We start from the raw sequence: 25,007 nt of genomic DNA on the forward strand, positions 1-25,007 counted from the left end.
GGCGACGGTGGGGGCGACGGTGGCGGGACCAGCGGTGGCGGCGGGACCAGCGGTGGCGGACGGGAGGGCGGCGGACGGGACGGCGGCAACCCCGCGGACGCGGGTGCGCGGGCGCGGTCGCGGCACGACGGCGTCCGCTCCGTCGCGCCGTTCGACGTCTCGGGCGCGGTGGAGCTGCCCGACGACGCCGAGGCCCTGACGGCGGCACCCGTGGGGGCCTGACCGCGGCCCGCCGAGCGGGAGGCGGCGCGGCGGGCGCCAGCGGGGCCGGGGCGGCGAGGTGAGCGCGCCGGGGCGGCGAGGTCAGCGCGCCGGGCGCGGTGGGCCCGTGTCCCCGACGCGCGGATCGCCTAGGCTGGGGGATCGCGACGTCGCCCGGCGCCGCCAGCCCGCCCGCGTCCCGCGGACGTGCCGGCCGCCGCGACGTACCGGGCGCGGCACGCGCCGCGCCCCCGCACGAGACCCGATCACCGACGAGCACCGAGGCGGACGAAGAGCCAGTGGCTGAGTTCATCTACAGCATGTACAAGGCGCGCAAGGCGCACGGCGACAAGGTCATCCTCGACGACGTCTCGCTGAACTTCCTGCCCGGCGCCAAGATCGGCGTCGTCGGGCCGAACGGCGCGGGGAAGTCGACGATCCTGAAGATCATGGCGGGCCTCGACCAGCCGTCCAACGGTGAGGCGCGGCTGAGCCCCGGCTTCACCGTCGGCATCCTCCAGCAGGAGCCGCCGCTGAACGAGGAGAAGACCGTCCTCGGCAACGTCCAGGAGGGCGTCGCCGAGATCAAGGGCAAGATCGACCGGTTCAACGAGATCTCCGCCCTGATGGCCGAGCCCGACGCCGACTTCGACGCGCTGCTCGCCGAGATGGGCGTGCTGCAGGAGGCCATCGACGCCGCCGACGCGTGGGACCTCGACGCCCAGCTCGAGCAGGCGATGGACGCCCTGCGCTGCCCGCCGCCGGACGCCGACGTGACCGTGCTCTCCGGTGGTGAGCGCCGCCGCGTCGCGCTGTGCAAGCTGCTGCTCGAGAAGCCGGACCTCCTGCTGCTCGACGAGCCCACCAACCACCTGGACGCCGAGAGCGTGCTGTGGCTGGAGCAGCACCTCGCGTCGTACCCCGGCGCCGTGCTCGCCGTCACCCACGACCGGTACTTCCTGGACCACGTCGCCGAGTGGATCTGCGAGGTCGACCGCGGCCGCCTGTACCCCTACGAGGGCAACTACTCCACGTACCTGGAGAAGAAGGCCGCCCGCATGGAGGTCCAGGGCAAGAAGGACGTCAAGCTCGCCAAGCGCCTCAAGGACGAGCTCGAGTGGGTGCGCTCCAGCGCCAAGGGCCGCCAGGCGAAGTCCAAGGCCCGCCTGGCCCGTTACGAGGAGATGGCGGCCGAGGCCGACCGCACCCGGAAGCTGGACTTCGAGGAGATCCAGATCCCGCCGGGCCCGCGCCTGGGGAGCATCGTGCTCGAGGCCCACGACCTCGAGAAGGGCTTCGACGACCGCAAGCTCATCGACGGCCTGACGTTCACGCTGCCCCGCAACGGCATCGTCGGCGTGATCGGCCCGAACGGCGTCGGCAAGACCACGCTGTTCAAGACGATCGTCGGGCTGGAGCCCCTCGACGGCGGCGAGCTCAAGGTCGGCGAGACGGTCTCGATCTCCTACGTCGACCAGTCCCGCGGCGGCATCGACCCGAAGAAGACCCTGTGGGAGGTCGTGTCCGACGGGCTCGACTTCATCAAGGTCGGCAACGTCGAGATGCCGTCCCGCGCCTACGTCGCCTCGTTCGGGTTCAAGGGCCCGGACCAGCAGAAGCCCGCGGGCGTGCTGTCCGGTGGTGAGCGCAACCGCCTGAACCTCGCGCTCACGCTCAAGCAGGGCGGCAACCTCCTGCTGCTCGACGAGCCCACCAACGACCTCGACGTCGAGACCCTCGGCTCGCTGGAGAACGCGCTGCTCGAGTTCCCCGGCTGCGCCGTCGTGGTGTCCCACGACCGGTGGTTCCTGGACCGGGTGGCGACGCACATCCTCGCCTACGAGGGCACCGAGGAGAATCCGTCCAGCTGGTACTGGTTCGAGGGCAACTTCGCCTCGTACGAGGAGAACAAGGTCGCGCGCCTCGGCGCCGACGCGGCACGCCCGCACCGGGTGACGTACCGCAAGCTCACGCGCGACTGACCCCGCGCGCGACGGCCCCGGGAGCCGCGGCGACGCCGGCTCCCGGGGCCCTGCTGCACGCGGACCAGCGGCACGGCCGGCGCTGCGACCGGCGGACCCACCGCCCGCCCGGCACACTGGGCCCATGGTCGACCCGCTGGACACCGCGCCCGCCGTCCCGGGAGCCGGCGGGGACGCCGCCCTCGTGGACGCGCTCGAGCGGCTGCACGCCCGCCTGCGTGACGTTGGCCTGCCGCTCGAGGTGCCGGGAGCCGCGGACGCCCGCGCCGACCGCCGCGCGGCGCTCGACCAGCTCGACGACTACCTCCTGCCGCGCCTGCGCGCCGGCTCCGCGCCGCTGCTCGTCGTGGTCGGCGGCTCCACGGGCGCGGGCAAGTCCACGCTGGTGAACTCGCTGCTCGGCAGCCGCGTCACCGACCCCGGCGTCCTGCGCCCCACCACGCGGGCGCCCGTCCTGGTGCACCACCCGCTCGACGGCCGGTGGTTCTCCAGCGACCGCGTGCTGCCCGGGCTGCCTCGCGTCACCGGTACCGCGACGTCCGGCACCGGCGACCGCGCCGCCGCCTCCTCGACCGCCTCCACCGCCGCCGTCCGGCTGGTCGCCAGCGACGCGCTGCCCCGCGGCCTGGCGCTGCTCGACGCCCCGGACATCGACTCCGTCGAGGAGGCGAACCGCGCCCTCGCGACCCAGCTGCTCGCCGCCGCGGACCTCTGGCTGTTCGTCACGACGGCCGCCCGGTACGCCGACGCGGTGCCGTGGGACCTGCTGCACGGGGCCGCCGAGCGGCACGCCCAGATCGCGCTGGTCGTGGACCGGGTGGACCCGGGGGCAGAGGCCGCGGTCGCGGACCTGCGCCGCATGATGGACGCCAACGGGCTCGCGGACGCCCCGCTGTTCGCGGTCGAGGAGGGGCTGGACGCCGACGGGCTGCTGCCCGAGCGGGCCGTCGGTGCGGTCGCCGCCTGGCTGTCCGACCTGGGTGGGGACGCCGCCGCGCGGCACGCGGTCGCGGTGTCCACCCGGGACGGCGTGGTGCAGGACCTCGGCCGCCGGGCGCTGCTCCTGGCGACCGCCGCCGACGCGCAGGTGACGGCGGACGCCCGCCTGCGGGACGCCGTGGCGCGCGCCTACGCGGACGCCCTCACGCAGGTCACGGCCGCCACGTCGGACGGCGCGATGCTCCGCGGGGAGGTCCTGGCCCGCTGGCAGGAGTTCGTGGGCACCGGTGAGCTGATCCGCTCCGTCGAGCAGCGCGTGGGGCGCGTGCGCGACGCGGTCGTCGGGTTCGTCCGCGGCCGGCCCGCACCGGTGCCGCCGGTCGAGCAGGCCATCGCGCACGGCCTCGCCGCGGTGGTGCTCGACGCCGCCGACGGTGCCGCCGAGCGCACGCACGCCGCGTGGCGCGGCGACCCGGCGGGGGCGGCGCTGCTGCCGGACCTCGACCTGTCCCGGTCGTCCGCGTCGCTCCGCGCGGAGGTCGACCAGCAGATCCACGCGTGGCAGACGGACGTGCTGGAGCTGGTGCGCGAGCAGGGCGCCGAGCGGCGGGGCACCGCCCGGGCGCTGTCGTTCGGGGTGAACGCGCTCGGCGTGAGCCTCATGGTGCTGGCGTTCGCGTCGACCGGCGGGCTCACCGGCGTGGAGATCGGCATCGCCGGCGGCACGGCCGTCGTCGCGCAGAAGCTCCTGGAGGCGGTGTTCGGGGACGACGCCGTGCGCCGCCTGACGACGGCCGCGCGCGAGCGCCTCGACACGCGGGTCCGTCAGGTGCTCGCCGGCGAGGCCGCCCGGTACACCGCGCAGCTCGACGCGCTCGGCGTGGGCGGCGGCGAGGCGCTGCGGGCCACGGCCCTGACGGTGCAGGACGCGGCGCGCGCCGAGCGGGCGGGACGCACGACCGCCCCGGGGCCCGAGGGCGAGTCGCTGCCCGCGGGGGCCCCTGCGCTGAGCGGTGCCCGTGCGCTGCGCGGTGCCGACGCGTGGCGAGCCGGGGGTCGGGGCGGCGACGCCCGCGAGCGCAGTGACGTCCGCGAGGGCCGCGACGGCGAGCAGGACCGTCCTCCGGCGCGGCCGGGGTTCTGGCAGCGGCTGCTCGGCCGGGGGGACGCGGGATGAGCCCGTCGCTGGCCGACCGCACCGGCGCGCTCGCCGCGGCGCTCGACGCGGGCGAGGGCCGCCTGCCCGCACCGGTGCTCGAGCGGGGCCGGGCGGTCGTCGACCGGGTGGGCGATCGCGCGGGCCTGTCCGCCGAGCACACCGTCGTCGCCCTGGCCGGTGCCACCGGGTCGGGCAAGTCGTCGCTGTTCAACGCGGTCGTCGGGCAGGAGCTCGCGCGTCCCGGCGTGCAGCGGCCCACCACCGACGAGGCGCTCGCCGCCGTGCGGGGTGCGGGCGCGGAGCCGCTGCTGGACTGGCTGGGCGTGCGGCGGCGGCACGAGCTCCCGGAGCCGGCGGCGTCCGGCCGGTCCGTCGCGCGGGGCGGCGTGGTGCTCCTGGACCTGCCCGACCACGACTCCGTGGTGCGGGAGCACCGGCTGCGCTCCGAGCACCTCATCGAGCGCGTCGACCTGCTGGTCTGGGTGGTGGACCCGCAGAAGTACGCCGACGCCGCCCTGCACGAGCGGTACCTGCGTCCGCTGTCCCGGCACGCCGACGTCGTGGTCCTGGTGCTCAACCAGGCGGACCGCCTGACCCCGGCCGAGGTCGACGCGGTGCTGGGCGACCTGCGCCGGCTCGCGGCCGAGGACGGTCTGCCGGGGGTCCGCACGCTCGCCGTCTCGGCGCGCACCGGCCAGGGGATGGACGCGCTCCGGGACCTGCTGGACGACGCCGCCGACCGGCGCGAGGCCGCGACGCGGCGCCTCACGGCGGACGTCGAGGCCGCCGCCCGTGCCGTGCTCGACGCCTGCGGGGGAGCGCCGGGCGGCCGGCGGGGCCGGGACGGCCGGACCCCCGGCGGGCTCGACGCGCTGACGGACGCCCTCGCCGACGCCGCCGGGGTCCCGCTCGTGGTGCAGGCGGTGCGCCGCGCCGCCGTCCGCCGCGCGACCGCGAAGGCGGGCTGGCCGCCGGTGCGGTGGCTGCAGCGGTTCCGCCCTGACCCGCTCCGGCGCCTGCACCTCGGTCGCGCGGACGGCGGCGCGGACGTCACGGACCGCACGTCCCTCCCGACCGCCGGTCCGGCCACCCGCGCCGCCGCCGCCTCGGCCGTGCGGCGCTACGTGGACGCCGCGACCGCGGACGTCCCGGACGCGTGGGCCCTCGCCGTGCGCGACCGTGTCGGCACCCAGGACCTCGCGGCCGACCTGGACCGGGCCGTCGCCGGCACCCCGCTGCTCGCGGAGCGCCCCGCCGCCTGGGCCCGCGCGGTCGGCGTGCTGCAGGCGGTGCTGCTCGCCGCCGCGGTCGCGGGCGCGCTCTGGCTGACGGCGCTCGCGGTGATGGCGTACCTGCGCCTGCCCGAGCCCCGGACGCCGGAGTGGGGGCCGTTCCCCGTGCCGACCGCGCTGCTGGTAGGCGGCCTGCTGGCCGGCGCCCTGCTCGCCGTGCTGTCCGCGGTGGTCGCCCGGGTCGCCGCCGCCCGGCGTGCCCGGCTCGCGCGGGTCCGCCTGCACGACGCCGTCGAGCGGGTGGCCCGGGCGCGGGTCACCGGGCCTGCCGCCGAGGTGCTGGCCGACCTGACGACCTGCCGCGACCAGGCGGCCCGGGCGGCCGGGGACCGCAGGCGCTGACGCGCCGGATCCCCGGCGCAGGTCCCGCCGGTTCCCCGCGCACGCCCCGCCGGTTCCCCGCGCACGCCCCGCCGGGTGCAGGATGCACGGGGGCCGGCGTCGGGTCGGTGCCTGGTGCGAGCGACGGAGGACGGATGACGAGGCTGCGGGTCCCGGTCCAGCTGCGGTGGTCCGACATGGACGCCTACGGCCACGTGAACAACGTCGAGATGCTGCGGCTGCTGGAGGAGGCGCGGATCGAGGCGTTCTGGGCGCACCCGGCGCCCGCGGCGGGGGACGCGGCCGCGGCGACGGACCGCGAGGCGTGGCCGACCGCCGTGCTCGACGCCGGACCCGGCGCCCGGACCGCGACGCTCGTCGCCCGGCAGGAGATCGAGTACCTGCGCCCGCTCGGCTACCGCCGCACCCCGGTGATGGTCGACATGTGGATCGGGCACCTCGGCGGGGCGAGCATCGAGGTCTGCTACGAGGTGCACGACGACGTCCCGGCGGAGGGTGGCGCGGGGCCCTACGCCCGCGCGCTCACCACGCTGGTGCTCGTGGACGCCGCGACCGGCGCCCCCCGGCGGATCGGCGACGTCGAGCGTGCGGCGTGGTCGCCGTACGTCGAGGAGCCGCCGACGTTCCGGCGCCGCGGCCGCTGACGGGTCGCGGCGCGGCGCGGGGTGCCGACGGGGCCTACCGGTCGCTCCGCGCCCGCTCCGCCGTCTCCGCCGCACGCGCGATGTTCCGCTGCATGCCGCCGAACACCACGCCGTGGAACGGGTACACCGACCACCAGTAGAGCTGCCCGAGCAGCCCGTGCGGGTGGAACACGGCGCGCTGCGCGAACGTGGTCGGCGGCGTCGTCCAGCGGTCGCCGCCGTCCGCGGCCGTGCCCTCGGTGGCGTCGCCGCCGGGCTCGACGCGCAGCTCCAGCCACGCCAGCCCCGGGACCCGCATCTCCGCGCGCAGGCGCAGCATCCGGCCGGGGTCGACCTCCTCGACCCGCCAGAAGTCGACCGCGTCGTCCACGACGAGCCGGCGCGGGTCCCGGCGCCCGCGGCGCAGGCCCGGCCCGCCGACCAGGCGGTCCAGCAGCCCCCGCACCCGCCAGGCCAGGGCCCAGGAGTACCAGCCGCGCTCGCCGCCCACGGCCTCCAGCACCCGCCACAGGGCGGCCGGGGAGGCGTCGACGACGCTCTGCCGCTCGTCGACGTAGAGGGTGCCGCCGGCCCAGTCCGGGTCGGACGGCAGCGGGTCGCTCGGCACCCCGGGGACGCCGGCCGACGACCAGCGCGTCGTGACCTGGGCCTCCCGGACCCGGGTCAGGGCCAGGCGCAGGGCCCGCTCGAACCCGATGAGGCCCTGCGGCGGGTCGGGGACGTACTCGGCGATGTCGTGCTCCTGGCACACGACCTCGTGCACGAGCGACTCGACCAGCGGCCGCGCGAGCCCGGACGGCACCGGGGTCACGAGCCCCACCCAGAGGCTCGACAGCCGCGGGGTGAGCACGCCCACCCCGACGATCACCCGCCGGGGCAGCCCGGCGACGCGCGCGTAGCCCTGCATCATGTCGCGGTAGGTGAGGACGTCCGGCCCGCCGATGTCGAACTCCCGGCTGACCTCGGGCGGCATCGACGCGGACCCCACGAGGTAGCGCAGCACGTCGCGCACGGCGATCGGCTGGATGCGGTTCTCGACCCAGCGCGGGACCGTCATCGCGGGCAGCCGCTCGGTCAGGTACCGCATCATCTCGAAGGACGCCGACCCGGACCCGAGGATCACGGCGGCGCGCAGCACGGTCGTCGGGACGCCGGAGGCCAGCAGGATCTCCCCGACCTCCTTGCGGGACGCCAGGTGCGGCGACAGGTCCTCGACGTCGGGGGACAGCCCGCCGAGGTAGACGATCCGGCCGACGCCGGCCTCGCGGGCCGCCCGCCCGAACGTCAGCGCGGTCGACCGGTCCCGCTGCTCGAACCGGCTGCCGGTGCCGAGCGAGTGGATGAGGTAGTAGGCGACGTCGACCCCGTCGAGGGCGGCGCGGATCTGCGCGGGGTCCGCCGCGTCGGCCTGCGCGACCTCCACGGCGCTGAACCACGGGCGGCCCCGGAGCCGCTCCGGGCGCCGGGCGATCGCGCGCACGCGGTACCCGGCGGCCAGCAGCTCGGGGACCAGGCGGCCGCCGACGTAGCCCGTCACGCCGGTCACCGCGACGAGCGGCGCGTCCGGTCGCGGGCGGCCGTCCGGGCCGACACCCGGCACCAGGCCGGGCAGCGTGCGGGCCACCGGTTCGGGCAGCAGGTCGCCCGCGGTCGCGGCGTCGGTGGTGGGGTGGGTGATGCGGGGCTGCTCTGGGGCGTCGGGCACGTCCGCAGTCTGTGCCGCGGCCGGGACACGCGCATCCGGTGGTGCCATGATCGGCGGCATGGGGCAGCAGGAGTGGGGCGAGGTCGACGACTACCTGGTGACGACGGTCGTGCACGAGGACGAGGTGCTGGCCGCCGCGCGGGCCGCGGGGCGCGCCGCGGGGCTGCCCGCCATCGAGGTCGCGCCGAACCAGGCGGCGCTGCTCGCGCTGCTGTGCCGGATGAGCGGTGCGCGCCGGGTGCTGGAGCTCGGCACGCTCGCGGGCTACAGCACGCTCTGGTTCGCCCGGGCGGTCGGCGAGGAGGGGCACGTGACGACGTGCGAGATCGACCCGGCGCACGCCGCGGTGGCGCGCGCGAACTTCGAGCGCGCCGGCGTCGCGGACCGGGTGCGGCTCGTCGAGGGTCCGGCGGCGGACTCGCTGCAGGCGCTGGCCGACGCGGGCGAGGAGCCGTTCGACCTCGTGTTCATCGACGCCGACAAGCCCGGCAACCCGCGGTACCTCGAGGCCGCGGTCGCGCTGTCGCACCCCGGCACGGTGATCGTCGTCGACAACGTCGTGCGGCGGGGTGGGGTCGCCGACGCGGCGTCGCAGGACCCGGCCGTGCTGGGCTCGCGGGCGGTGCTGGAGGCCATCGGCCGGAACCCCCGACTGACCGCGACGGCGCTGCAGACCGTGGGGTCGAAGGGCTGGGACGGGTTCGCCCTGGCGGTCGTCGGCGACTGAGGCGGGCCGCCGGTCAGCCGAGCACCGCGAGCGTCTCCTTCTCCGCGACCGCCTGCGAGCGCGTCGGGCGGATGGTCCGGCCGTGCTCCCACAGGTCCACGATCCGCGGGTCGATGTACGACGCCCGGCACACGGCGGGCGTGTTGCCGAGCTCCTCGGAGACCGCCTTCACGACGCCCGCGACGACCCGCCGGCGTGCCCGCTCGGACCGGGGCGGCGCACCCGCGGCGGCGAGCCCCCGCGCCGCGAGGACCGTGGCGTGCCAGGTGCGGAAGTCCTTCGGGCTCGCGTCGCCCCCGAGCCGGCGCTTGACGTCCGCGCCGACCTCCGCGCTGGTGATGTCGTGCCAGCCGTCCTCGTCGCGCCACGCCAGCAGCTCCGGCCCGCCGCCGCGCCGGCGCAGCAGGACGCCCACCAGCTCGGCGACCTGGGCGTCCTCGACGACGACGTCCCGGACCTGCCCGGACTTCGCGGGGTAGTGGAACCGGACGGCCGTCTCCTCGCCGGTCGACTCCTCGGTGAGCACCTGGACGTGCTCGCGCCGCAGGGTCGCGAGGCCGTAGGAGCCGTTGCGCTGCGCGTAGCCCTCGCCGCCGGCCCGGAAGTACGCGAGATCGAGCAGCCGGAAGGCCAGCGCCAGGGCCTTCGCGCGGGGGAACCCGGGCAGGGCGAGGTCGCGGCGCACCGACCGCCGGGCGGCCGGCAGGTGGCGGGCGACGTCGAGCACGTGGTCGTGCTTGAGCTTGTCCCGCCGCCGGCGCCACTGCTCGTGGTAGAGGTACTGGCGGCGCTGCGCGTCGTCGAAGCCGGCGGCCTGGATGTGCCCGTTCGGCCACGGGCTGATCCACACGTCCTGCCAGGCCGGGGGGATCGCGAGCGCGACGATGCGGTCCAGGTGCTCGGGGTCCGTGATCCGGGTGCGACGGTCGGTGTCGAGGTACCAGAACCCGCGCCCGGCACGGCGCCGGGTCCACCCCGGGGAGTCGATCCGGACCCGTCGCAGCCTCACCACCGGGACACTGTGCCCCGGCGCCCCCGGCCCCGCCAGCGGAGCAGGGTCAGGCCGGGACCCGGACCATGCCCTCCTGGGCGATCGTCGCGACCAGCACGCCCTCGCGGCTGAACACCCGCGTGGTGCCCAGGCCCCGGCCGCCCTGGGCGGTCGGGCTGTCCTGGTCGAACAGCAGCCAGTCGTCGACCTGCACGTCCCGGTGCCACCACATCGCGTGGTCGAGGCTCGCGACCGACAGGCCCGGCGTCAGCCACGACAGCCCGGCGCGGCGCAGCACGGGCTCGAGCATGATCTGGTCGCACGCGAACGCGAGCACCGCGCGGTGCAGCAGCTGGTCGTCGGGCAGGGCGCCCTTCGTCCGCATCCACACCCGCTGGTGCCCGTCGGGGCGTGGCGCGGGGCCGAGGTACAGGGAGCCGCCGACGTGCCGGACGTCGAACGCGCTCTCGTGCGTCCAGAACCGGGCGAGCGGGTGGTCGAGGTGACCCATCCTGTCCATCGCGGACTCGACGTCCTCGGGCGCCGGCACGTCCGGCATCGGCTGGGTGAGCTCGACGCCCTCCTGGTCCTCCTGGAACGAGGCGATCATCGACAGGATCGGCTCGCCCTCCTGCGACGCGTGCGTCCGGCGGGCCGAGAAGGACCGGCCGTCGCGCAGCCGCTCCACGGACAGCTCGATGGGGCTGGCGATGTCGCCCGCCCGCAGGAAGTACCCGTGCAGCGAGTGCGGGAGGCGTCCGCCCGGGACGGTGCGGCCCGCGGCGACGAGCGCCTGGGCGACCACCTGGCCGCCGAACACGCGGCCGCCCGGCTTCGGCAGGCTGTGGGCCGTGAACCGGTCGGCGCCGTCGGCGGGGGCCACGTCGAGGATGCCGAGGAGCCCGGCGATCGGGTCGGCGGGGGCGGACAGGGGCGTGGGGTCCTGCGGCGCGGTCGGGGCGCCCGTCGGTGCAGCGTCGGTCACGCCCGCAAGAATCTCACGAGCGGGGCGCGCCCATCGGCCCCGCGGTGTTCACGAGCGAGTGCGCGGCGCGCTCCAGGTAGTCCCAGAGGGTGGCCTCGTAGAGCGGCGGCAGGCCGAGGGTGTCGACGGCCGCGCGCATGTGCGCCAGCCACCGGTCGCGGGCGTCGACGTCGACCGCGAACGGCATGTGCCGCATCCGCAGCCGCGGGTGCCCGCGCTCCTCGGAGTAGGTGGTCGGGCCGCCCCAGTACTGCTCGAGGAACATCGTCAGCCGCCGCCGCGCCGGCCCCAGGTCCTGCTCGGGGTACATCGGCTGCAGCACCGGGTCGGTCGCGACCCCCTCGTAGAAGGCGTCGACCAGCCGCGCGAAGGTCTCGTGCCCGCCGACCGCCTCGTAGAACGACTCGCGGCGCCGGGCCTCGGAGGAGCCGGGCTCCGCGGGCGCGACCGCGGCGGGCAGGGCCGGCGCCGGGGTCGCGGGGGCCAGGGGGAGCGGGGTGCCGGCCGGGCGCGGCTCGGGAGTCGACGGCTGGGCGGTCATGGGAAGAAGTCTCGCACTAGGCTGACGGCAGCAGGTCGCCCTCCCGGCGACCGCGGGGGCAATCCGCACGGACGGCACGACGGGGGTTCGATGAGCAAGGCAGAGCAGATCCTGGTGGCGCTGGGTGGCGGCGGCAACGTCGTCGACCTGGAGCCGTGCATCACCCGGCTCCGGGTGGAGGTGACGGACCCGCAGCAGGTCGACGAGGACGCCCTCAAGGCGACCGGCGCGTTCGGCGTGGTGCGGTCCGGCCGCATCGTGCAGGTCATCGTCGGCCCCGAGGCCGACAACCTCGCCGCGGAGCTCGATGGCCTGCGCTGACACGCTCGCCGCACGACGAGGCCCCGGGTCCCCGCAGGGACCCGGGGCCTCGTGCGTACCCGGCCGGGCCGACTCAGTCGGTGGTGGTCGTGCCGGTCGTGACGGCCGCGCCGCCGGCGAGGCGCTCGCGGTGCGCCGCCAGGGCCTCCCGCTGCCCGGCGAGCGGCACGTCCGCCGCCTCCAGGGCCTCGCGCACGGCGATCCGCAGCGCCCGCGCGACGGCCCACTGCCGGGCCGGGGCGGTGCGCTGCGTGACCTTCACCGTGACGGCCTCGAAGGTGAGGTCCTCGGCGGTGCTCACGGTCGCGGTGCCCTCGATCGCCGGGCCGAGCTCGGGGTCCTCCGCGAGGCGCGTCGCGGCACCGACCAGCAGGTCGCGCACCTGGTCCAGGTCGGCGAAGTAGTCGACCTTCACCTCGACGACGGCGTTCGCCCAGCCCTGCGTCTTGTTCCCGACGCGCAGCATCCCGCCGTTGGGGACGTACCAGAGCGTCCCGTCGGCGTCGCGGATCTTGGTCACCCGCAGGCCGACGGCCTCCACGGTGCCGCTGGCGGGTCCGGCGTCCACGACGTCGCCGACGCCGTACTGGTCCTCCAGCAGCATGAACAGCCCGGACAGGAAGTCCTTGACCAGGCTCTGCGCGCCGAAGCCGAACGCGACGCCGACGATGCCGGCCGACGCGATGAACGGCGCGATGTTCACGCCGAGCTGGTCGAGCACGAGCAGCACGACGATCGACCCGATGACGACCGCGGCCGTCGACCGCAGGACCGAGCCGATCGTCCGGGCCCGCTGCGTCCGCCGGACGTTCGCGACCGGGGTGACCTTGCGCAGCGCGGCGGCGACCTCGGTCCCGCCGAGGGGGCGCGCGATGCCCCGCTGCAGCAGCGAGGTGCCGTCGGCGATGTGCTCGGTCACCGCCTTGATCAGCCGCCGGACCACGAGCAGCGAGATCCCGCCGATCACGATGATCAGCGCGATCCGAAGGCCGGGGCCGAGCAGCCAGGTCATGAGGGCGTTCGCCCCGTCGATGGCGGCGGCACCGGGGTCGGTGTCGCCGGCGGCGGGCAGCACGGAGGGGAGGAGCGAGGGGATCACCCGACCACGCTAACGAACGGCGCGGGGTGCGCGCCGCCCCCGCCGAGTCGTCCGACCCGACCCGCACGGAGCCCGCACGCGACGCGCACACCCGGCGCGCTCAGCCCCGCCGCGTCAGCCCCGTCCGGTCGGCCACGAACTGCAGCTGCTCGACCGTCAGGCCGATGGTGCGGGACAGCGCGCGCCCGCCGTGGCCGACGCCCTTCTCGCGGCGGACCAGCACCGGCGCCTCGTCGACGGGCGCGGAGGTCGCGGCCTGCAGCGCGGCGGCGAGCTTGCGGGCGTGCAGCGGGTCGACGCGGGTGTCGCCGTCGAAGATCGTGAACAGGGTCGCCGGGTACCGGACGCCGTCGACCACCCGGTGGTACGGGGAGTACGACAGCAGCCAGTCCAGCTCGCGCGGCGTGTCCGCGTCGCCGTACTCGTCGGTCCAGGTCACGCCCAGCCCGAACCGCTGGTACCGCACCATGTCGAGCAGCGGCGCGGAGCACACCACCGCGGCGAACGTCCCCGGCTGCTGCGTGAGGGCCGCGCCGACGAGCAGCCCGCCGTTCGAGCCGCCCCAGCACGCGAGCCGGTCGGTGGTGGTCCAGCCCTCGTCGACGAGCAGCCCGGCCACCGCGTGGAAGTCGTCGAAGACGTGCTGCTTGTTCCCGCGGCGTCCCGCGCGGTGCCACTGCTCGCCCTCCTCGCCGCCGCCGCGGAGGTTCGCGACGACGTACACGCCGCCGGCCTCCACCCACGCGAGGGTGGTCGCGGAGTACGCGGGGTCGAGCGAGATCTGGAAGCCGCCGTACCCGTAGAGGATGGTCGGCGCGGGAGCCAGGGGCCGTCCGTCGGCGTCGAGCGCGTCGGCCCGGGCCACCACGAACGCGCGCACGGCGGTGCCGTCGGCGCTGGTGGCGACCACCCGCTGCACCCGCACCTCCGGGAGGTCGGCGACCGCCCCGGGCGGCGCGGCCCACAGCGACGTGCTCCCGGTCGTGGCGTCGTACCGGTGCACCTCGGTCACGGTGGTGTGGTCGGTGTACGTGAACCACACGTCCGGCCCGCCGTCCGGGCGCGTGACGAGCCCGCCGACCGAGCCCAGCCCCGGCAGCTCGACGGTGCCCGCCCCGTCCGGCAGGCGCTCGCCCGTCGCCGGGTCGTGGACCGTGACCTCGCTGACGGCGTGCCGGCGCCAGGAGGCGAGGAGCTGCCGGGGAGCGGTGTCGTCCCCGCCGCCGTCGGTGAACGCCACGTCCTCCAGGACGGCCTCCGGGTCCTCCGCGAGCAGCGTCCGCCAGTGCGGCACCGCCGGGTCCTCGGGGTCGGTCACCGCGAGGCGGCCCCGGTCGGCGTCGAGCGTCGTGTGCACGTAGAGGCGGCCGTCGCGGCCGACCCACGCGCCGACCTCGGCGTCGTAGCCCACCGCGACCTCGCGGAACGCCGGGACGGTGCCCGGCTCCGCGGCGTGCAGGTCCGCGATCCACACGTCCGTGCGCGGGGCGGTCCCGGCGGACGCGGAGACGATCAGCCACCGGCCGTCGCGGGACACCGACACGCCGTAGTAGTTCGTCATGTCCAGGCCGTCGCCGAACACCTCGAGGTCCTCGGCGGGGTCGGTGCCGACGACGTGGCGCCAGACCCGGCGGTGGTACTGGCGCTCGTCCTCCGGCAGCAGCTCCGGCGCCAGCCGGCGCACGTAGAACAGGGACCGGCCACCCGGCTCCCACGCGACGGGGGAGTAGCGCGCCCGGTCGACCGGCCCGTCCACGAGCTCGCCGGTCGCGACGTCGAGCACGTGCAGCACGCTCTCCTCGGTCCCGCCGTGCGAGACCTGGTACGCCAGCAGGTCGCCCTCCTTGCTGGGCTGCCACGCGTCGAGCGTGGTGGTGCCCGCCGGGTCGAGCGCGACCGGGTCGACCAGCACGCGCTCCCGCTCGGCACCCGGCGCGTCGGGGTCCGGCTCCGCGACCACGACCACCGCGTGCTCCTGCTCGCCGGTGCGGCGGCTGAAGAACCGGCGGTCGCCGCGCCAGGCCGGCGTGCCGACGAAGCCCGCCCCGAGCAGCTCGCCGAGCCGGGCGGTCAGCGGGCCGGTCGCGAGCGGGCCCTCCGCGAGCCCCCCGGACGTGACCCGCGCCCGGTAGGCCGCGTACAGGTCGTCCTGCGCCGTCGACCACGCCTCCGTCTCGTCCGCCGCGGCGTCCTCCAGCCAGCGGTACGGGTCCGCCACCCGGCGGCCGTGCAGGTCCTCCGCGAGGTCCAGCCGGCGCGCGGCCGGGTAGCCGGCCGGAGCGGTCGGGGCGGGGGCGAGGGGCGCGGCGGGATCGGCGGTCATGCGCGCCACCCTACGGCGCGGCGCGCCGGCCCCCGCCGTCGTCCCCAGGCTGGTCGCCGGGCCCCGGGCGCCGGCGCGTCCCCTCTGGCAGGATCGGCACGTGGCCGAACCGACACCGCCGTCCGAGTCCCTCGTCCGTCTCGCGGAGGCGCACGGCATCACCCCTCAGTTCGAGTCCTTCGCCGGCGAGATGCAGCAGGTCGACGCCCCCACGCTGGTGGACGTGCTCGGTGCGCTCGGCGTGGACGCCACGTCGCCGGAGCGCGTCGAGGTGGCCCTCCAGCACGCCGAGGACACCCCGTGGCGCCGCGTCCTGCCGCCGGTGCTCGTGACGCGGCAGTCCGAGCAGACGCACGTGCCGGTGCACGTCACCCACGGCGACCCCGTCCGGGCCTGGGTCGAGATCGACGCCGCCGAGGGCCGCGGCCGCCGCGCCGCCGGAGCGGTCACCGAGCGCGTCGAGCTGGAGCAGGCCGACGTCTACCTGGACCCGCGGACCGTCGACGGCCGTCAGGTCGGCCGCGCGACCTTCGTCGTGCCGGCGGGCCTGCCGCTCGGCTGGCACCTGCTGCGCACCAGCGGGCCGTCGGGCGAGGCCGCCAGCCCGCTCGCCGTCACCCCCGACCGCCTCGAGCTGCCCGCGGGGCTCACGGACCCCGACGCGCGGCGCGCCTGGGGCCTGATGGTGCAGCTGTACTCGGTGCGCTCCCGGCAGTCCTGGGGCGCCGGCGACCTGCGCGACCTCGCGGACCTCGCGTGGCTGTCCGGGCACGAGGCCGGCGCGCAGTTCCTGCTGATCAACCCGCTGCACGCCGCCGAGCCGGTCCCGCCGCTGACACCGTCGCCGTACCTGCCGACCACCCGGCGGTTCGTGAACCCGCTGTACCTGCGCGTCGAGGACGTGCACGAGACCGCGTACCTGTCGTCGGCCGACCGCGCGCTGGTCGAGTGGTCCGCCGAGCAGGCCCTGGCGCTCGACACCGACGACGGCCCCATCGACCGCGACGTCGTGTGGGCGGCGAAGAAGGCGGCGCTCGAGGTCGTGTTCGCCGTCCCGCGCACGCCGGCGCGGCAGTCCGCGTTCGACGACTTCCGCCGCCGCGAGGGCCGCGGGCTCGAGGACTTCGCGCTGTGGTGCGCCCTGGTCGAGCGGCACGGGCCGCCGCCGTGGAGCGCGGACCTGCGCGACCCCGCGGCGCCGGGTGCCCTGCGGGCCCGCACCGAGCTGGCCGACCGGGTGCAGTTCTACTGCTGGCTGCAGTGGCTGGCCGACGAGCAGCTCGCGACGGCCCAGCGCACCGCGCACGAGGCCGGGATGTCCCTGGGCGTCATGCACGACCTCGCGGTCGGCGTGCACCCCGCGGGCGCCGACGCCTGGGCGCTCGGCACCGTCCTGGCGCGCGGGGCGTCGGTCGGCGCGCCGCCGGACATGTACAACCAGCAGGGCCAGGACTGGTCGCAGCCGCCGTGGCACCCCGCGGAGCTCGAGCGCGTCGCGTACCGGCCGTACCGGGACATGCTGCGGACGGTCCTGCGGCACGCGGGCGCCGTGCGGATCGACCACATCATCGGCCTGTTCCGGCTGTGGTGGATCCCGCAGGGCAACAAGCCCGCCGACGGCACGTACGTCCGGTACGACCACGACGCGATGATCGGCATCCTCGCGCTCGAGGCGCACCGCGCCGGGGCGGTCGTGATCGGGGAGGACCTCGGCAACGTCGAGCCGTGGGTGCGGGACTACCTGTCCGAGCGCGGCGTGCTCGGGACGTCGATCCTCTGGTTCGAGAAGGACGGCGAGGGCCGGCCGCTGCCGCCCGACGCGTACCGCCGCCTGGCGCTGGCCTCCGTCACCACGCACGACCTGCCGCCGACCGCCGGGTACCTCGCCGAGGAGCACGTCGCGCTGCGGGAGCGGCTCGGCCTGCTCACGGAGCCCGTCGAGCAGGTGCGCCGGGCCGCCCGCGAGGAGCGCGAGACGATGCTCGCCGTGCTGCGCGAGAACGGGTTGCTCGGCGACGACCCCTCCGAGCGCGAGGTCGTCGAGGCGCTGCACCGGTACGTCCTGCGCACCCCGAGCGTGCTGGTCGGCGTCTCCCTCGCCGACGCGGTGGGGGAGCGGCGCGCGCAGAACCAGCCCGGGACGGACAACGAGTACCCGAACTGGCGGGTCCCCCTGGCGGACGGCGCCGGGCGCCTGGTGCCGATCGACGACCTGTTCACGAACGCGCGGTTCCGGTCGCTCGCCGCGGTCCTCGCGGAGGGCTGAGCGGCCGCTACGCTCGCCCGCATGACGCCGTGGCCGCCCCGACGGGTCCGCGTCGTGGGCAACAGCGGCGCGGGGAAGACGACCTTCGCGCGGGCGCTCGCGGACCGGCTCGGCGTCCCGCACCGGGAGCTGGACGAGGTGTTCTGGGGCCCGGGGTGGGTGCACAAGGACCCGGAGGCCGGCCGGGAGATCCTGCGGGAGTTCCTCGCGGCGTCACCCGGCGGCTGGGTGGTCGACGGCAACTGGAACACCGCGCGCGCCGGGCTCGCCGACGACGTCGACGTGCTGGTGTGGCTCGACTACCCGCGGTGGCTCGTCATGGGGCGGGTGGTCCGTCGCACGCTCGTGCGGGGTGCGCTGCGCCGCGAGCTGTGGCACGGGAACCGCGAGGACCTGCGGTCGCTCGTGCGCCGCGAGCCGGACCAGAACATCGTGCTGTGGTCGTGGACGCAGCACGCCGCCTACCGCGAGCAGTACGTCCGCGTGGTCGCCGCGGGCCGGGTGCCCGTCGTGCGGCTGACCAGCCCCCGCGCCGCCCGCCGCTGGCTGGCGGCGCTCCCGGCGGCCTGAGCACCGCCGCCGGGAGCGCGCCGGGACGTCCCGTCAGGCCTCGTGGTAGTGGCGGTCGGCGGCCTGCGCGGCGAGCGTGCGCCGCACCCCGTCGCGGGCCTCGACCACCAGGCGGCGCAGCGCGGGCGCGGCGTCCGGGTGCGCGGCCAGCCACGCGTCGGTCGTGCCGGGCACGTCGGCCTCGGCGTCGTCCGCGAGCTCCGTCGGGTACAGGCCGGTGATGATGTTCTGCGCCATCTCGCTGGTCTTGTCGGCCCAGACCCGCTCGAGCGCCTCGAAGTACGGCGCGACGAACGGGCGGAGCAGCGCGCGGTCGTGCACCCGGCCGAAGCCGTTGATCGTCGCGGCCTGCAAGGCGTTCGGCAGGGAGTCGGACTCCACGACAGCGGCCCACGCGGCGGCCTTGGCCTCCGCGGTGGGGATCGCGGCGCGGGCGGCCGCGGCGGCGCGCTGACCGGTCGCGGTCGGGTCCGCCTCGAGCTGCGCGTCGATCTGGTCGGCGCCCGCGCGGCCGCCGGTGACCAGCGAGGTGAGCAGCTCCCAGCGCAGGTCGGTGTCGATCGACAGGCCGTCCAGCCGGGTGCCGCCGTCCAGCAGCGCCGCGACCGCGTCGAGCTGCTCGGGGGTGCTCGCGCGGGCGGCGAACGCCTTGACGAGCTGCAGCTGCGTGTCGGAGCCGCCGGCCGCGTCGGTCGCGAGGGTCCACAGCGTGTCCGCCGCGGCGACCTCGGTGGCCCGGCGGTGCTCGGCCGCGACGTACAGGTCCAGCGCGGTGTGCAGCTGCCGCAGCAGCACGAGCACGACCGAGGAGTCGGTCTCGTGCGCGATGTTGTTCAGCAGCAGGTCCACGTAGTCGCGGGCCGGCGTCTCGCCGTCGCGGGTCGCGTCCCAGACGGCCGTCCACACCAGCGTCCGCGGCAGGGAGTCCGCGAAGCCGCCGAGGTGAGCGACGGCGGTGGAGAGCGACCGCTCGTCCAGGCGGACCTTCGCGTAGGCCAGGTCCTCGTCGTTGAGCAGGAGCAGGTCCGGGCGGCGGGCCCCCACCAGCTCGGGCACCTCGGTGCGCTCGCCGTCGACGTCGAGCTCCACGCGGACCGTCCGCTCCAGGTGCGGGCCGTCCTCGCCGGTCACGACGTCGTAGCCGCCGACCACCAGGCGGTGCGGGCGCTGGACGGGGTGCGTCGGCGGCACCTCCTGCCGGACGGCGAGCGCGGTGATCCGCTCGACGCCGTCCGCACCGACCTCCGAGGCGATCTCCGGGCGCAGCAGGGTGACGCCGGACTGCTCCAGCCAGAGCGAGGACCACGCCGACAGGTCGCGGCCGCTGGTCGCCTCGAGCTCGGTGAGCAGGTCCCGGAGCTCGGTGTTGCCCCACGCGTGCTTCGCGAAGTAGGAGCGCACCCCGGCGAAGAACTGCTCCTGGCCGACCCACGCGACGAGCTGCTTGAGGACGCTGGCGCCCTTGGCGTAGGTGATGCCGTCGAAGTTCACCTCGACGTCCTCGAGGTCCCGGATGTCCGCCGCGATGGGGTGCGTGCTCGGCAGCTGGTCCTGGCGGTACGCCCAGCCCTTCTCCAGCGAGGAGAACGTCGTCCACGCCGTCGTCCAGCGCGTCGCCTCGGCGGTCGCGAGCGTGGAGGCGTACTCGGCGAACGACTCGTTCAGCCACAGGTCGTCCCACCAGCGCATCGTCACGAGGTCGCCGAACCACATGTGCGCGAGCTCGTGCAGGATCGTCACCGCGCGGCGCTCGACCGTCGCCTCCGGCACCTTGGACCGGAAGACGTAGGACTCCAGGAACGTCACCGCGCCGGCGTTCTCCATCGCGCCCGCGTTGAACTCGGGCACGAAGAGCTGGTCGTACTTGGCGAACGGGTACGGGAAGTCGAACTGCTCCTCGTAGAACGCGAACCCGGCGCGCGTGATGTCGAGGATGTTGTCGGTGTCGAGGTGCTGCGCGAGCGAGCCGCGGCAGTACACGCCCAGGGGGATCGTGCGGCCGTCGCTGCTGGTCAGCTCGCCGTGCTCGTGGTGGTACGGGCCCGCGACCACCGCGGTGATGTACGACGCGATGCGCGGCGTCGGCTCGAACGTCCAGGTCGCGACGCCCTTGTCGGCACCGCCGTTGCGGTTGCTGCCGCCCTCGACGGGCACGGGGTCGCCCACGGCGGGGGAGTTCGACACCACGACCCAGTGCGCCGGGGCGGTGACGGTGAACCGGAACGTCGCCTTGAGGTCGGGCTGCTCGAACACCGCGAACACGCGCCGGGAGTCCGCGACCTCGAACTGCGAGTACAGGTAGACCTCGTCGTCGACCGGGTCGACGAACCGGTGCAGGCCCTCGCCCGTGTTCATGTAGGCGGCGTCGGCGACGACGAGCACCTCGTTCTGCTCGGCGAGGCCGTCCAGCCGGATCCGGGACTCCGCCACGACGTCCGCCGGGTCGAGCTCCGTGCCGTTGAGCACCACGCGGTGCACGGCCGGCGCGATGAGGTCGAGGAACGTGCTCGCCCCCACCTCGCGGCTCGTGAACCGGACGGTCGTGGTGGACGCGAACGTCGCCGGGCCCGTCGTCAGGTCCAGGGCGACGTCGTACGACTGCACGTCGACCAGCGCGGCCCGGGTACGGGCCTCGTCGCGGGTCAGGTTCTCAGCGGGCACGCGGATGTCTCCTCGGGTTCGGGTCAGGCGGCCGTCGCCGCATCATTCCACCAACCGGCGGGTGCGTGCGCCGGGCCGGGGGTCGTCCGGGGGCGGCCCCGCGAGCGGGTCGTCCCGCGCCGCACACCGCCGCCCGGGTGACAGCGACCCCCCGTTCCGGGGCATGATGGCGGGCGCGGCCGTTCCGTCGGGACGGCCGCCGCCCGCAGGACCCGAGCACGACCCGGCACGACCCCGAGCACGACCCGAGCACCACCCGCACCGCCCGACCGCAGCAGCCGCCCCGTGAGGAGCCCCTCCGTGACCGACACGCACGCGCCCGTCGCACGCGACACCGCCGACTTCTGGTTCGACCCCGCCTGCCCGTGGGCGTGGATGACGTCGCGGTGGATGGACGAGGTGCAGCGGGTCCGGGACGTCGACGTGCGCTGGCACGTGATGAGCCTGTCGGTGCTCAACGAGGGCCGGGACCTGCCCGAGGAGTACCGCGCGCTGATGGACGACTCCTGGGGTCCGGTGCGGGTGCTCACCGCCGCGAAGGAGCTCTACGGGGCCGAGCACCTCAAGCCGCTGTACGACGCGATGGGCACCCGGCGGCACCCGGGCGGCCGCAAGGACACCTCCGCGATCATCCGGGAGTCCCTCGACGAGGCCGGCCTGCCCGCGTCGCTCGCCGCGTACGCCGACACCGACGAGTTCGACGAGCAGCTGCGCGGCTCGCACGCCGAGGCCATCGCCCTGGTCGGCGACGAGGTCGGCACCCCCGTGGTGGCCGTGAACGGCACCGCGTTCTTCGGCCCCGTCATGACCCCGGCGCCGAAGGGCGAGGACGCCGGGCGGCTGTGGGACGGGTTCGTCCTCGTCACGGGCGTGCCCGGGTTCTACGAGCTCAAGCGCACCCGCACCAAGGGCCCCGTCTTCGACTGAGCGGCACCGGTCCCAGAACGATCGGGCGGGACCCGGGCGACGACGCCCGCGGACCGCTCCCCACCGGGAGGTAGGACATGGCAGCCCTGGCGAGCATGAGCCGCGGCATGAAGATCTTCCTGACCGTCGACGCGCTGCTCCTGATCGCGCTCGTCCTCGTCGCGATCTCGGTGCTCGGCGGCGGGCCCGACCAGGCCGGCGACGAGCCTGGCGGCGGGTCGAGCCCGTCCCAGAGCGCCGGGTCGGGCGCGACCGACGGGGCGACCGAGGCGGGCGCGCAGTCCTTCGCGTCCCCGACGGGCAACATCTCGTGCACCATGTCGCCCGACGGCGTCACGTGCTCGATCGCGAACAAGCAGTTCGACGTGCCGGCCGCCGAGGGCTGCACCGGCACCACCGGGCACGTCATCGTGCTCAACACCTCGGACGGGCTGACCACGCCGTGCGTCGAGGGTCCCGCCCCCGCCGTGGCGTCCGCCGACGTCCCGGTGCTGGAGTACGGCAGCTCGCAGACGGTCGGCCCGTACACGTGCACGAGCGCGTCGAACGGCATGTCCTGCGTGGTCGGCGAGACCGGCGAGGGCTTCCGCGTCGCGACGGCGGCGCTGACCACGCTGCCGTGACCACGCTGCCCGTGACCACGCTGCCAGTGACCACGCGGCCCTGACGCCGCGCCGACCCCGCCGCCCTTACGCCGACGGCCGCGCCCCGGGGACCTCCCCGTGGCGCGGCCGTCCGGCTCAGGACCCGCGCGTCACCAGATCCGGACGCGCTCCTCCGGGGCGAGGTACAGGCCGTCGCCGGGCTGCACGTCGAACGCCGCGTAGAACTCGTCGACGTTGCGGACCACCGCGTTGCAGCGCACCTCGTCGGGCGAGTGCGGGTCGACCGCGAGGCGGCGGATGATCTCCTCGTCACGGCCCTTCGCGCGCCACACCTGCGCCCAGCCGAGCAGCACGCGCTGGACGCCCGTGAGGCCGTCGACCTCGGGGGCCTCGTCCAGCGACGTGCCCAGGGCGATCCGGTAGGCCTTCAGCGCGATCGACAGGCCGCCGAGGTCGCCGATGTTCTCGCCGATGGTCAGCGCGCCGTTGACGTGGTGCGAGCCGTCGAGCTGGGCGGGGGAGAAGCCGTTGTACTGCTCGACGAGCGCGGACGTGCGCTTCTCGAACTCGGCGCGGTCACTCTCCGTCCACCAGTCCTCGAGGCGGCCCTGGCCGTCGTACTTCGAGCCCTGGTCGTCGAAGCCGTGCCCGATCTCGTGGCCGATGACCGCGCCGATGCCGCCGTAGTTCACGGCGTCGTCCGCGTCGGCGTCGAAGAACGGCGGCTGCAGGATCGCGGCGGGGAACACGATCTCGTTCATGCCGGGGTTGTAGTACGCGTTCACCGTCTGCGGCGTCATGAACCACTCGTCGCGGTCGATCGGCTTCCCGATCTTGCCGAGCTCGTGGTCCTGCTCGAACGCCGACGCCCGGCGCACGTTCCCGACGAGGTCGTCGGCGCGCAGCTCCAGGCCGGAGTAGTCGCGCCACTTGACCGGGTAGCCGATCTTCGGGGTGAAGGCGTCGAGCTTCGCGAGGGCCTTGGTCCTGGTCTCCTCGCCCATCCAGTCCAGCGCGGTGATGGACTCGCGGTACGCCTCGACGAGGTGCGCGACCAGCTGCTCCATCCGCTCCTTGTGCGCCGGCGGGAAGTGCCGGGCGACGTAGACCTCGCCGACGGCCTCGCCGAGCACGCCCTGCACCAGGGAGACGCCGCGCTTCCAGCGGTCGCGGAGCTCCTGCGCCCCCGTCAGCGTCCGGCCGTGGAAGTCGAAGTTCGCCTCGACGAGCTCGGACGACAGGTACGGCGCACGGGAGCTGATGGCGTGGTACGCCAGCCACGCCTGCCAGTCCTCGACGGGCTCGGAGGCCCACAGCCCGGCGAACGTCGTGGCGAAGGACGGCTCCCGGACCACCAGGTCGTCCAGCGCGCCCGCCGGGGCGCCGAGCGCGCGCGCCCACGCGGTCCAGTCCAGGCCGGGCGCGGTGGTGGCGAGCTCGGCGAGCGTCGTGGGGTTGTAGGTGAGGTCGGCGTCGCGGTCCTTGACGACGTCCCAGTGCCCGGCGGCGATCTTCGTCTCCAGCGCGACCACCCGGCTCGCCGCGTCGTCGGCCGCGGCCTCGTCCGGCGCCCACCCGCCCAGGCGCAGCATCCGTGCGACGTGCGGCTGGTAGGCCGCCAGCACGGACGCGTACTGCTCGTCGCGGTAGTACGACTCGTCGGGCAGGCCCAGGCCCGACTGGTACAGGTAGACCACGTACCGCTCGGGGTCCTTCGCGTCGTTGTCGACCCAGAAGCCCGTCCCGGCGGCGGCGCCGGTGCGCTGCAGCGTGCCGAGGGCCTCGGTCAGGGCCTCGCGCGTGGTGGCGCCCTCGATGAGCGCCAGGTCGGGGCGCAGCGGCTCCGTGCCGGCGGCCTCGACGGCGTCGGTGTCCATGAAGCTCGCGTAGAGCGCGCCGATCTGCGCCTGCACCCCGCCCGCGCCGGCCTGCTCCGCGGCCTCGGTGATGATGTCGCGGACCTGCTCCTCCGCCTGGTCGTGCAGGGCCCGGAACGAGCCGTCCATGGCGCGGTCCGCCGGGATGACGTGCTCGGCGACCCAGCGCCCGTTGACGTGGGCGTAGAGGTCGTCCTGGGGCCGGACGGCGGGGTCGAGGGCCGAGGTGTCGATGCCGCTGCGGGTCATGGTCGGGGGAGGTCCCTTCTGCCGAGGCGGTGCGCGAGCGCGCGCCACGAGCCAGCCTAGGACCCGCCGCCGACGCGCGGTCGCCGGTCCGCCGGCGGGACGTCCGCGCGCCCCCCGCGCGGTGTGCGGCAGGATGGCCCCATGCGTATCCATGTCGCCGCTGACCACGCCGGGTTCGAGCTGAAGGTCGCCCTGGTCGAGCACCTGCGCGCCGCCGGGCACGACGTCGTCGACCACGGCGCCCCCGAGTACGACCCGCAGGACGACTACCCGGCCGTGTGCTTCGCGGCGGGCGAGGCGGTCGTGGCCGACCCGGGCAGCCTGGGCGTGGTCATCGGGGGCTCGGGCAACGGCGAGCAGATCGCCGCCAACAAGGTGACGGGCGTGCGCGCCGCGCTGGCGTGGAACCTCGACACCGCGCGGCTGGGCCGCCAGCACAACGACGCGAACGTGGTCGCGATCGGCGCGCGGCAGCACTCGGTGGACGAGGCCCTGGAGCTGGTCGACGCGTTCGTCGCCGAGCCCTTCAGCCAGGACCCGCGCCACCAGCGCCGCATCGACCAGCTGGCGGCGTACGAGGCCGCGCGCGCCTGACGCGACC

20 protein-coding genes are annotated in these 25,007 nt (G+C 75.8%); 12 read left to right on the top strand and 8 right to left on the bottom strand.

Annotation, left to right across the window (positions count from 1 at the left end; all coding sequences use genetic code 11):
• The 5 genes from KJP73_RS05555 to KJP73_RS05575 form a co-directional block, all read left to right on the top strand.
• Positions 1–222, top strand: a 222-nt coding sequence (locus tag KJP73_RS05555; RefSeq protein ID WP_213281806.1) for a hypothetical protein, incomplete at its 5' end; no start/stop codon positions are given.
• 278 nt (positions 223–500) lie between these two features.
• Positions 501–2,183, top strand: a complete 1,683-nt coding sequence (gene ettA / locus KJP73_RS05560; RefSeq protein ID WP_213281807.1) for an energy-dependent translational throttle protein EttA — start codon at positions 501–503, stop codon at positions 2,181–2,183.
• A 124-nt stretch (positions 2,184–2,307) separates the two neighbouring features.
• Complete coding sequence (locus KJP73_RS05565; RefSeq protein ID WP_213281808.1) at positions 2,308–4,299, top strand: dynamin family protein; 1,992 nt, start codon at positions 2,308–2,310, stop codon at positions 4,297–4,299.
• A complete protein-coding gene (locus tag KJP73_RS05570; RefSeq protein ID WP_213281809.1) occupies positions 4,296–5,915 on the top strand; it encodes a GTPase in 1,620 nt (539 codons plus the stop codon). Before KJP73_RS05565 ends, KJP73_RS05570 begins: the two co-directional genes overlap by 4 nt.
• A 134-nt stretch (positions 5,916–6,049) precedes the next feature.
• Complete coding sequence (locus KJP73_RS05575) at positions 6,050–6,559, top strand: acyl-CoA thioesterase (protein ID WP_213281810.1); 510 nt, start codon at positions 6,050–6,052, stop codon at positions 6,557–6,559.
• A gap of 34 nt (positions 6,560–6,593) precedes the next feature.
• Here the strand turns inward: KJP73_RS05575 and KJP73_RS05580 are convergent, their stop codons facing one another.
• A complete protein-coding gene (locus KJP73_RS05580) occupies positions 6,594–8,264 on the bottom strand; it encodes an SDR family oxidoreductase (RefSeq protein WP_433995147.1) in 1,671 nt (556 codons plus the stop codon).
• A 58-nt stretch (positions 8,265–8,322) separates the two neighbouring features.
• Here KJP73_RS05580 and KJP73_RS05585 point away from each other — a divergent pair, with 58 nt between their 5' ends.
• Positions 8,323–8,991 (top strand): O-methyltransferase, encoded by a 669-nt coding sequence (locus tag KJP73_RS05585; RefSeq protein WP_213281812.1) that lies wholly within the window; start codon positions 8,323–8,325, stop codon positions 8,989–8,991.
• Between the two features lie 13 nt (positions 8,992–9,004).
• Here KJP73_RS05585 and KJP73_RS05590 read toward each other — a convergent pair whose 3' ends face one another.
• From KJP73_RS05590 to KJP73_RS05600, 3 genes are read right to left on the bottom strand one after another with little or no spacing between them, the layout of a single operon-like run.
• Positions 9,005–10,003, bottom strand: coding sequence for a DNA topoisomerase IB (locus KJP73_RS05590; RefSeq protein WP_213281813.1), 999 nt, complete (start codon positions 10,001–10,003; stop codon positions 9,005–9,007).
• Between the two features lie 46 nt (positions 10,004–10,049).
• Positions 10,050–10,967, bottom strand: coding sequence for an acyl-CoA thioesterase (locus tag KJP73_RS05595; protein ID WP_433995148.1), 918 nt, complete (start codon positions 10,965–10,967; stop codon positions 10,050–10,052).
• Between the two features lie 13 nt (positions 10,968–10,980).
• Positions 10,981–11,508, bottom strand: coding sequence for a globin (locus KJP73_RS05600; RefSeq protein WP_213281814.1), 528 nt, complete (start codon positions 11,506–11,508; stop codon positions 10,981–10,983).
• 90 nt (positions 11,509–11,598) lie between these two features.
• On the opposite strand from KJP73_RS05600, the gene KJP73_RS05605 reads away from it, so the two are divergent.
• Positions 11,599–11,829, top strand: a complete 231-nt coding sequence (locus KJP73_RS05605) for a glucose PTS transporter subunit EIIB (RefSeq protein WP_213281815.1) — start codon at positions 11,599–11,601, stop codon at positions 11,827–11,829.
• A gap of 73 nt (positions 11,830–11,902) precedes the next feature.
• Here the strand turns inward: KJP73_RS05605 and KJP73_RS05610 are convergent, their stop codons facing one another.
• Positions 11,903–12,928: a mechanosensitive ion channel family protein gene (locus KJP73_RS05610; protein ID WP_249669127.1), complete on the bottom strand. Its 1,026-nt coding sequence runs from the start codon at positions 12,926–12,928 to the stop codon at positions 11,903–11,905.
• Between the two features lie 100 nt (positions 12,929–13,028).
• On the bottom strand, positions 13,029–15,251 hold the full coding sequence (locus KJP73_RS05615; protein WP_213281816.1) for a prolyl oligopeptidase family serine peptidase: 2,223 nt from the start codon (positions 15,249–15,251) through the stop codon (positions 13,029–13,031).
• 100 nt (positions 15,252–15,351) lie between these two features.
• Between KJP73_RS05615 and malQ the strand changes: the two genes are divergently transcribed.
• Positions 15,352–17,517 (top strand): 4-alpha-glucanotransferase, encoded by a 2,166-nt coding sequence (gene malQ / locus KJP73_RS05620; RefSeq protein WP_249669128.1) that lies wholly within the window; start codon positions 15,352–15,354, stop codon positions 17,515–17,517.
• A gap of 21 nt (positions 17,518–17,538) precedes the next feature.
• Positions 17,539–18,087 (top strand): toxin, encoded by a 549-nt coding sequence (locus KJP73_RS05625; protein WP_213281818.1) that lies wholly within the window; start codon positions 17,539–17,541, stop codon positions 18,085–18,087.
• A gap of 33 nt (positions 18,088–18,120) precedes the next feature.
• On the opposite strand, the gene pepN is transcribed toward KJP73_RS05625, so the two are convergent.
• The gene (gene pepN / locus KJP73_RS05630; RefSeq protein WP_213281819.1) at positions 18,121–20,748 is read right to left on the bottom strand and encodes an aminopeptidase N; all 2,628 of its coding nucleotides are present in this window, start codon (positions 20,746–20,748) and stop codon (positions 18,121–18,123) included.
• 300 nt (positions 20,749–21,048) lie between these two features.
• Between pepN and KJP73_RS05635 the strand changes: the two genes are divergently transcribed.
• Both KJP73_RS05635 and KJP73_RS05640 read left to right on the top strand, forming a co-directional pair.
• A complete protein-coding gene (locus KJP73_RS05635) occupies positions 21,049–21,675 on the top strand; it encodes a mycothiol-dependent nitroreductase Rv2466c family protein (RefSeq protein ID WP_283770218.1) in 627 nt (208 codons plus the stop codon).
• A 77-nt stretch (positions 21,676–21,752) separates the two neighbouring features.
• Positions 21,753–22,298, top strand: a complete 546-nt coding sequence (locus KJP73_RS05640; RefSeq protein WP_213281820.1) for a hypothetical protein — start codon at positions 21,753–21,755, stop codon at positions 22,296–22,298.
• Positions 22,299–22,429: 131 nt separating this feature from the next.
• Here the strand turns inward: KJP73_RS05640 and KJP73_RS05645 are convergent, their stop codons facing one another.
• Positions 22,430–24,406: a M13 family metallopeptidase gene (locus KJP73_RS05645; RefSeq protein WP_213281821.1), complete on the bottom strand. Its 1,977-nt coding sequence runs from the start codon at positions 24,404–24,406 to the stop codon at positions 22,430–22,432.
• 141 nt (positions 24,407–24,547) lie between these two features.
• On the opposite strand from KJP73_RS05645, the gene KJP73_RS05650 reads away from it, so the two are divergent.
• Entirely contained in the window at positions 24,548–25,000 is a 453-nt protein-coding gene (locus KJP73_RS05650; RefSeq protein WP_213281822.1) for a ribose-5-phosphate isomerase, read from the top strand.
• The last annotated feature ends 7 nt before the right edge of the window (positions 25,001–25,007 follow it).

Origin of the sequence: Cellulomonas hominis (assembly GCF_901521055.1) — a bacterium.
GTDB lineage: Bacteria > Actinomycetota > Actinomycetes > Actinomycetales > Cellulomonadaceae > Cellulomonas > Cellulomonas endometrii.

What these genes read in the sequence shown, in the direction of transcription:
- KJP73_RS05640 (WP_213281820.1), top strand. Translation starts at nt 21,753, where the DNA reads ATGGCAGCCCTGGCGAGCATGAGCCGCGGCATGAAGATCTTCCTGACC.
- KJP73_RS05585 (WP_213281812.1), top strand. Translation starts at nt 8,323, where the DNA reads ATGGGGCAGCAGGAGTGGGGCGAGGTCGACGACTACCTGGTGACGACG.
- KJP73_RS05575 (WP_213281810.1), top strand. Translation starts at nt 6,050, where the DNA reads ATGACGAGGCTGCGGGTCCCGGTCCAGCTGCGGTGGTCCGACATGGAC.
- KJP73_RS05605 (WP_213281815.1), top strand. Translation starts at nt 11,599, where the DNA reads ATGAGCAAGGCAGAGCAGATCCTGGTGGCGCTGGGTGGCGGCGGCAAC.
- KJP73_RS05650 (WP_213281822.1), top strand. Translation starts at nt 24,548, where the DNA reads ATGCGTATCCATGTCGCCGCTGACCACGCCGGGTTCGAGCTGAAGGTC.
- KJP73_RS05645 (WP_213281821.1), bottom strand. Translation starts at nt 24,406, where the DNA reads ATGACCCGCAGCGGCATCGACACCTCGGCCCTCGACCCCGCCGTCCGG.
- KJP73_RS05600 (WP_213281814.1), bottom strand. Translation starts at nt 11,508, where the DNA reads ATGACCGCCCAGCCGTCGACTCCCGAGCCGCGCCCGGCCGGCACCCCG.
- KJP73_RS05615 (WP_213281816.1), bottom strand. Translation starts at nt 15,251, where the DNA reads ATGACCGCCGATCCCGCCGCGCCCCTCGCCCCCGCCCCGACCGCTCCG.
- KJP73_RS05570 (WP_213281809.1), top strand. Translation starts at nt 4,296, where the DNA reads ATGAGCCCGTCGCTGGCCGACCGCACCGGCGCGCTCGCCGCGGCGCTC.
- KJP73_RS05565 (WP_213281808.1), top strand. Translation starts at nt 2,308, where the DNA reads ATGGTCGACCCGCTGGACACCGCGCCCGCCGTCCCGGGAGCCGGCGGG.
- KJP73_RS05625 (WP_213281818.1), top strand. Translation starts at nt 17,539, where the DNA reads ATGACGCCGTGGCCGCCCCGACGGGTCCGCGTCGTGGGCAACAGCGGC.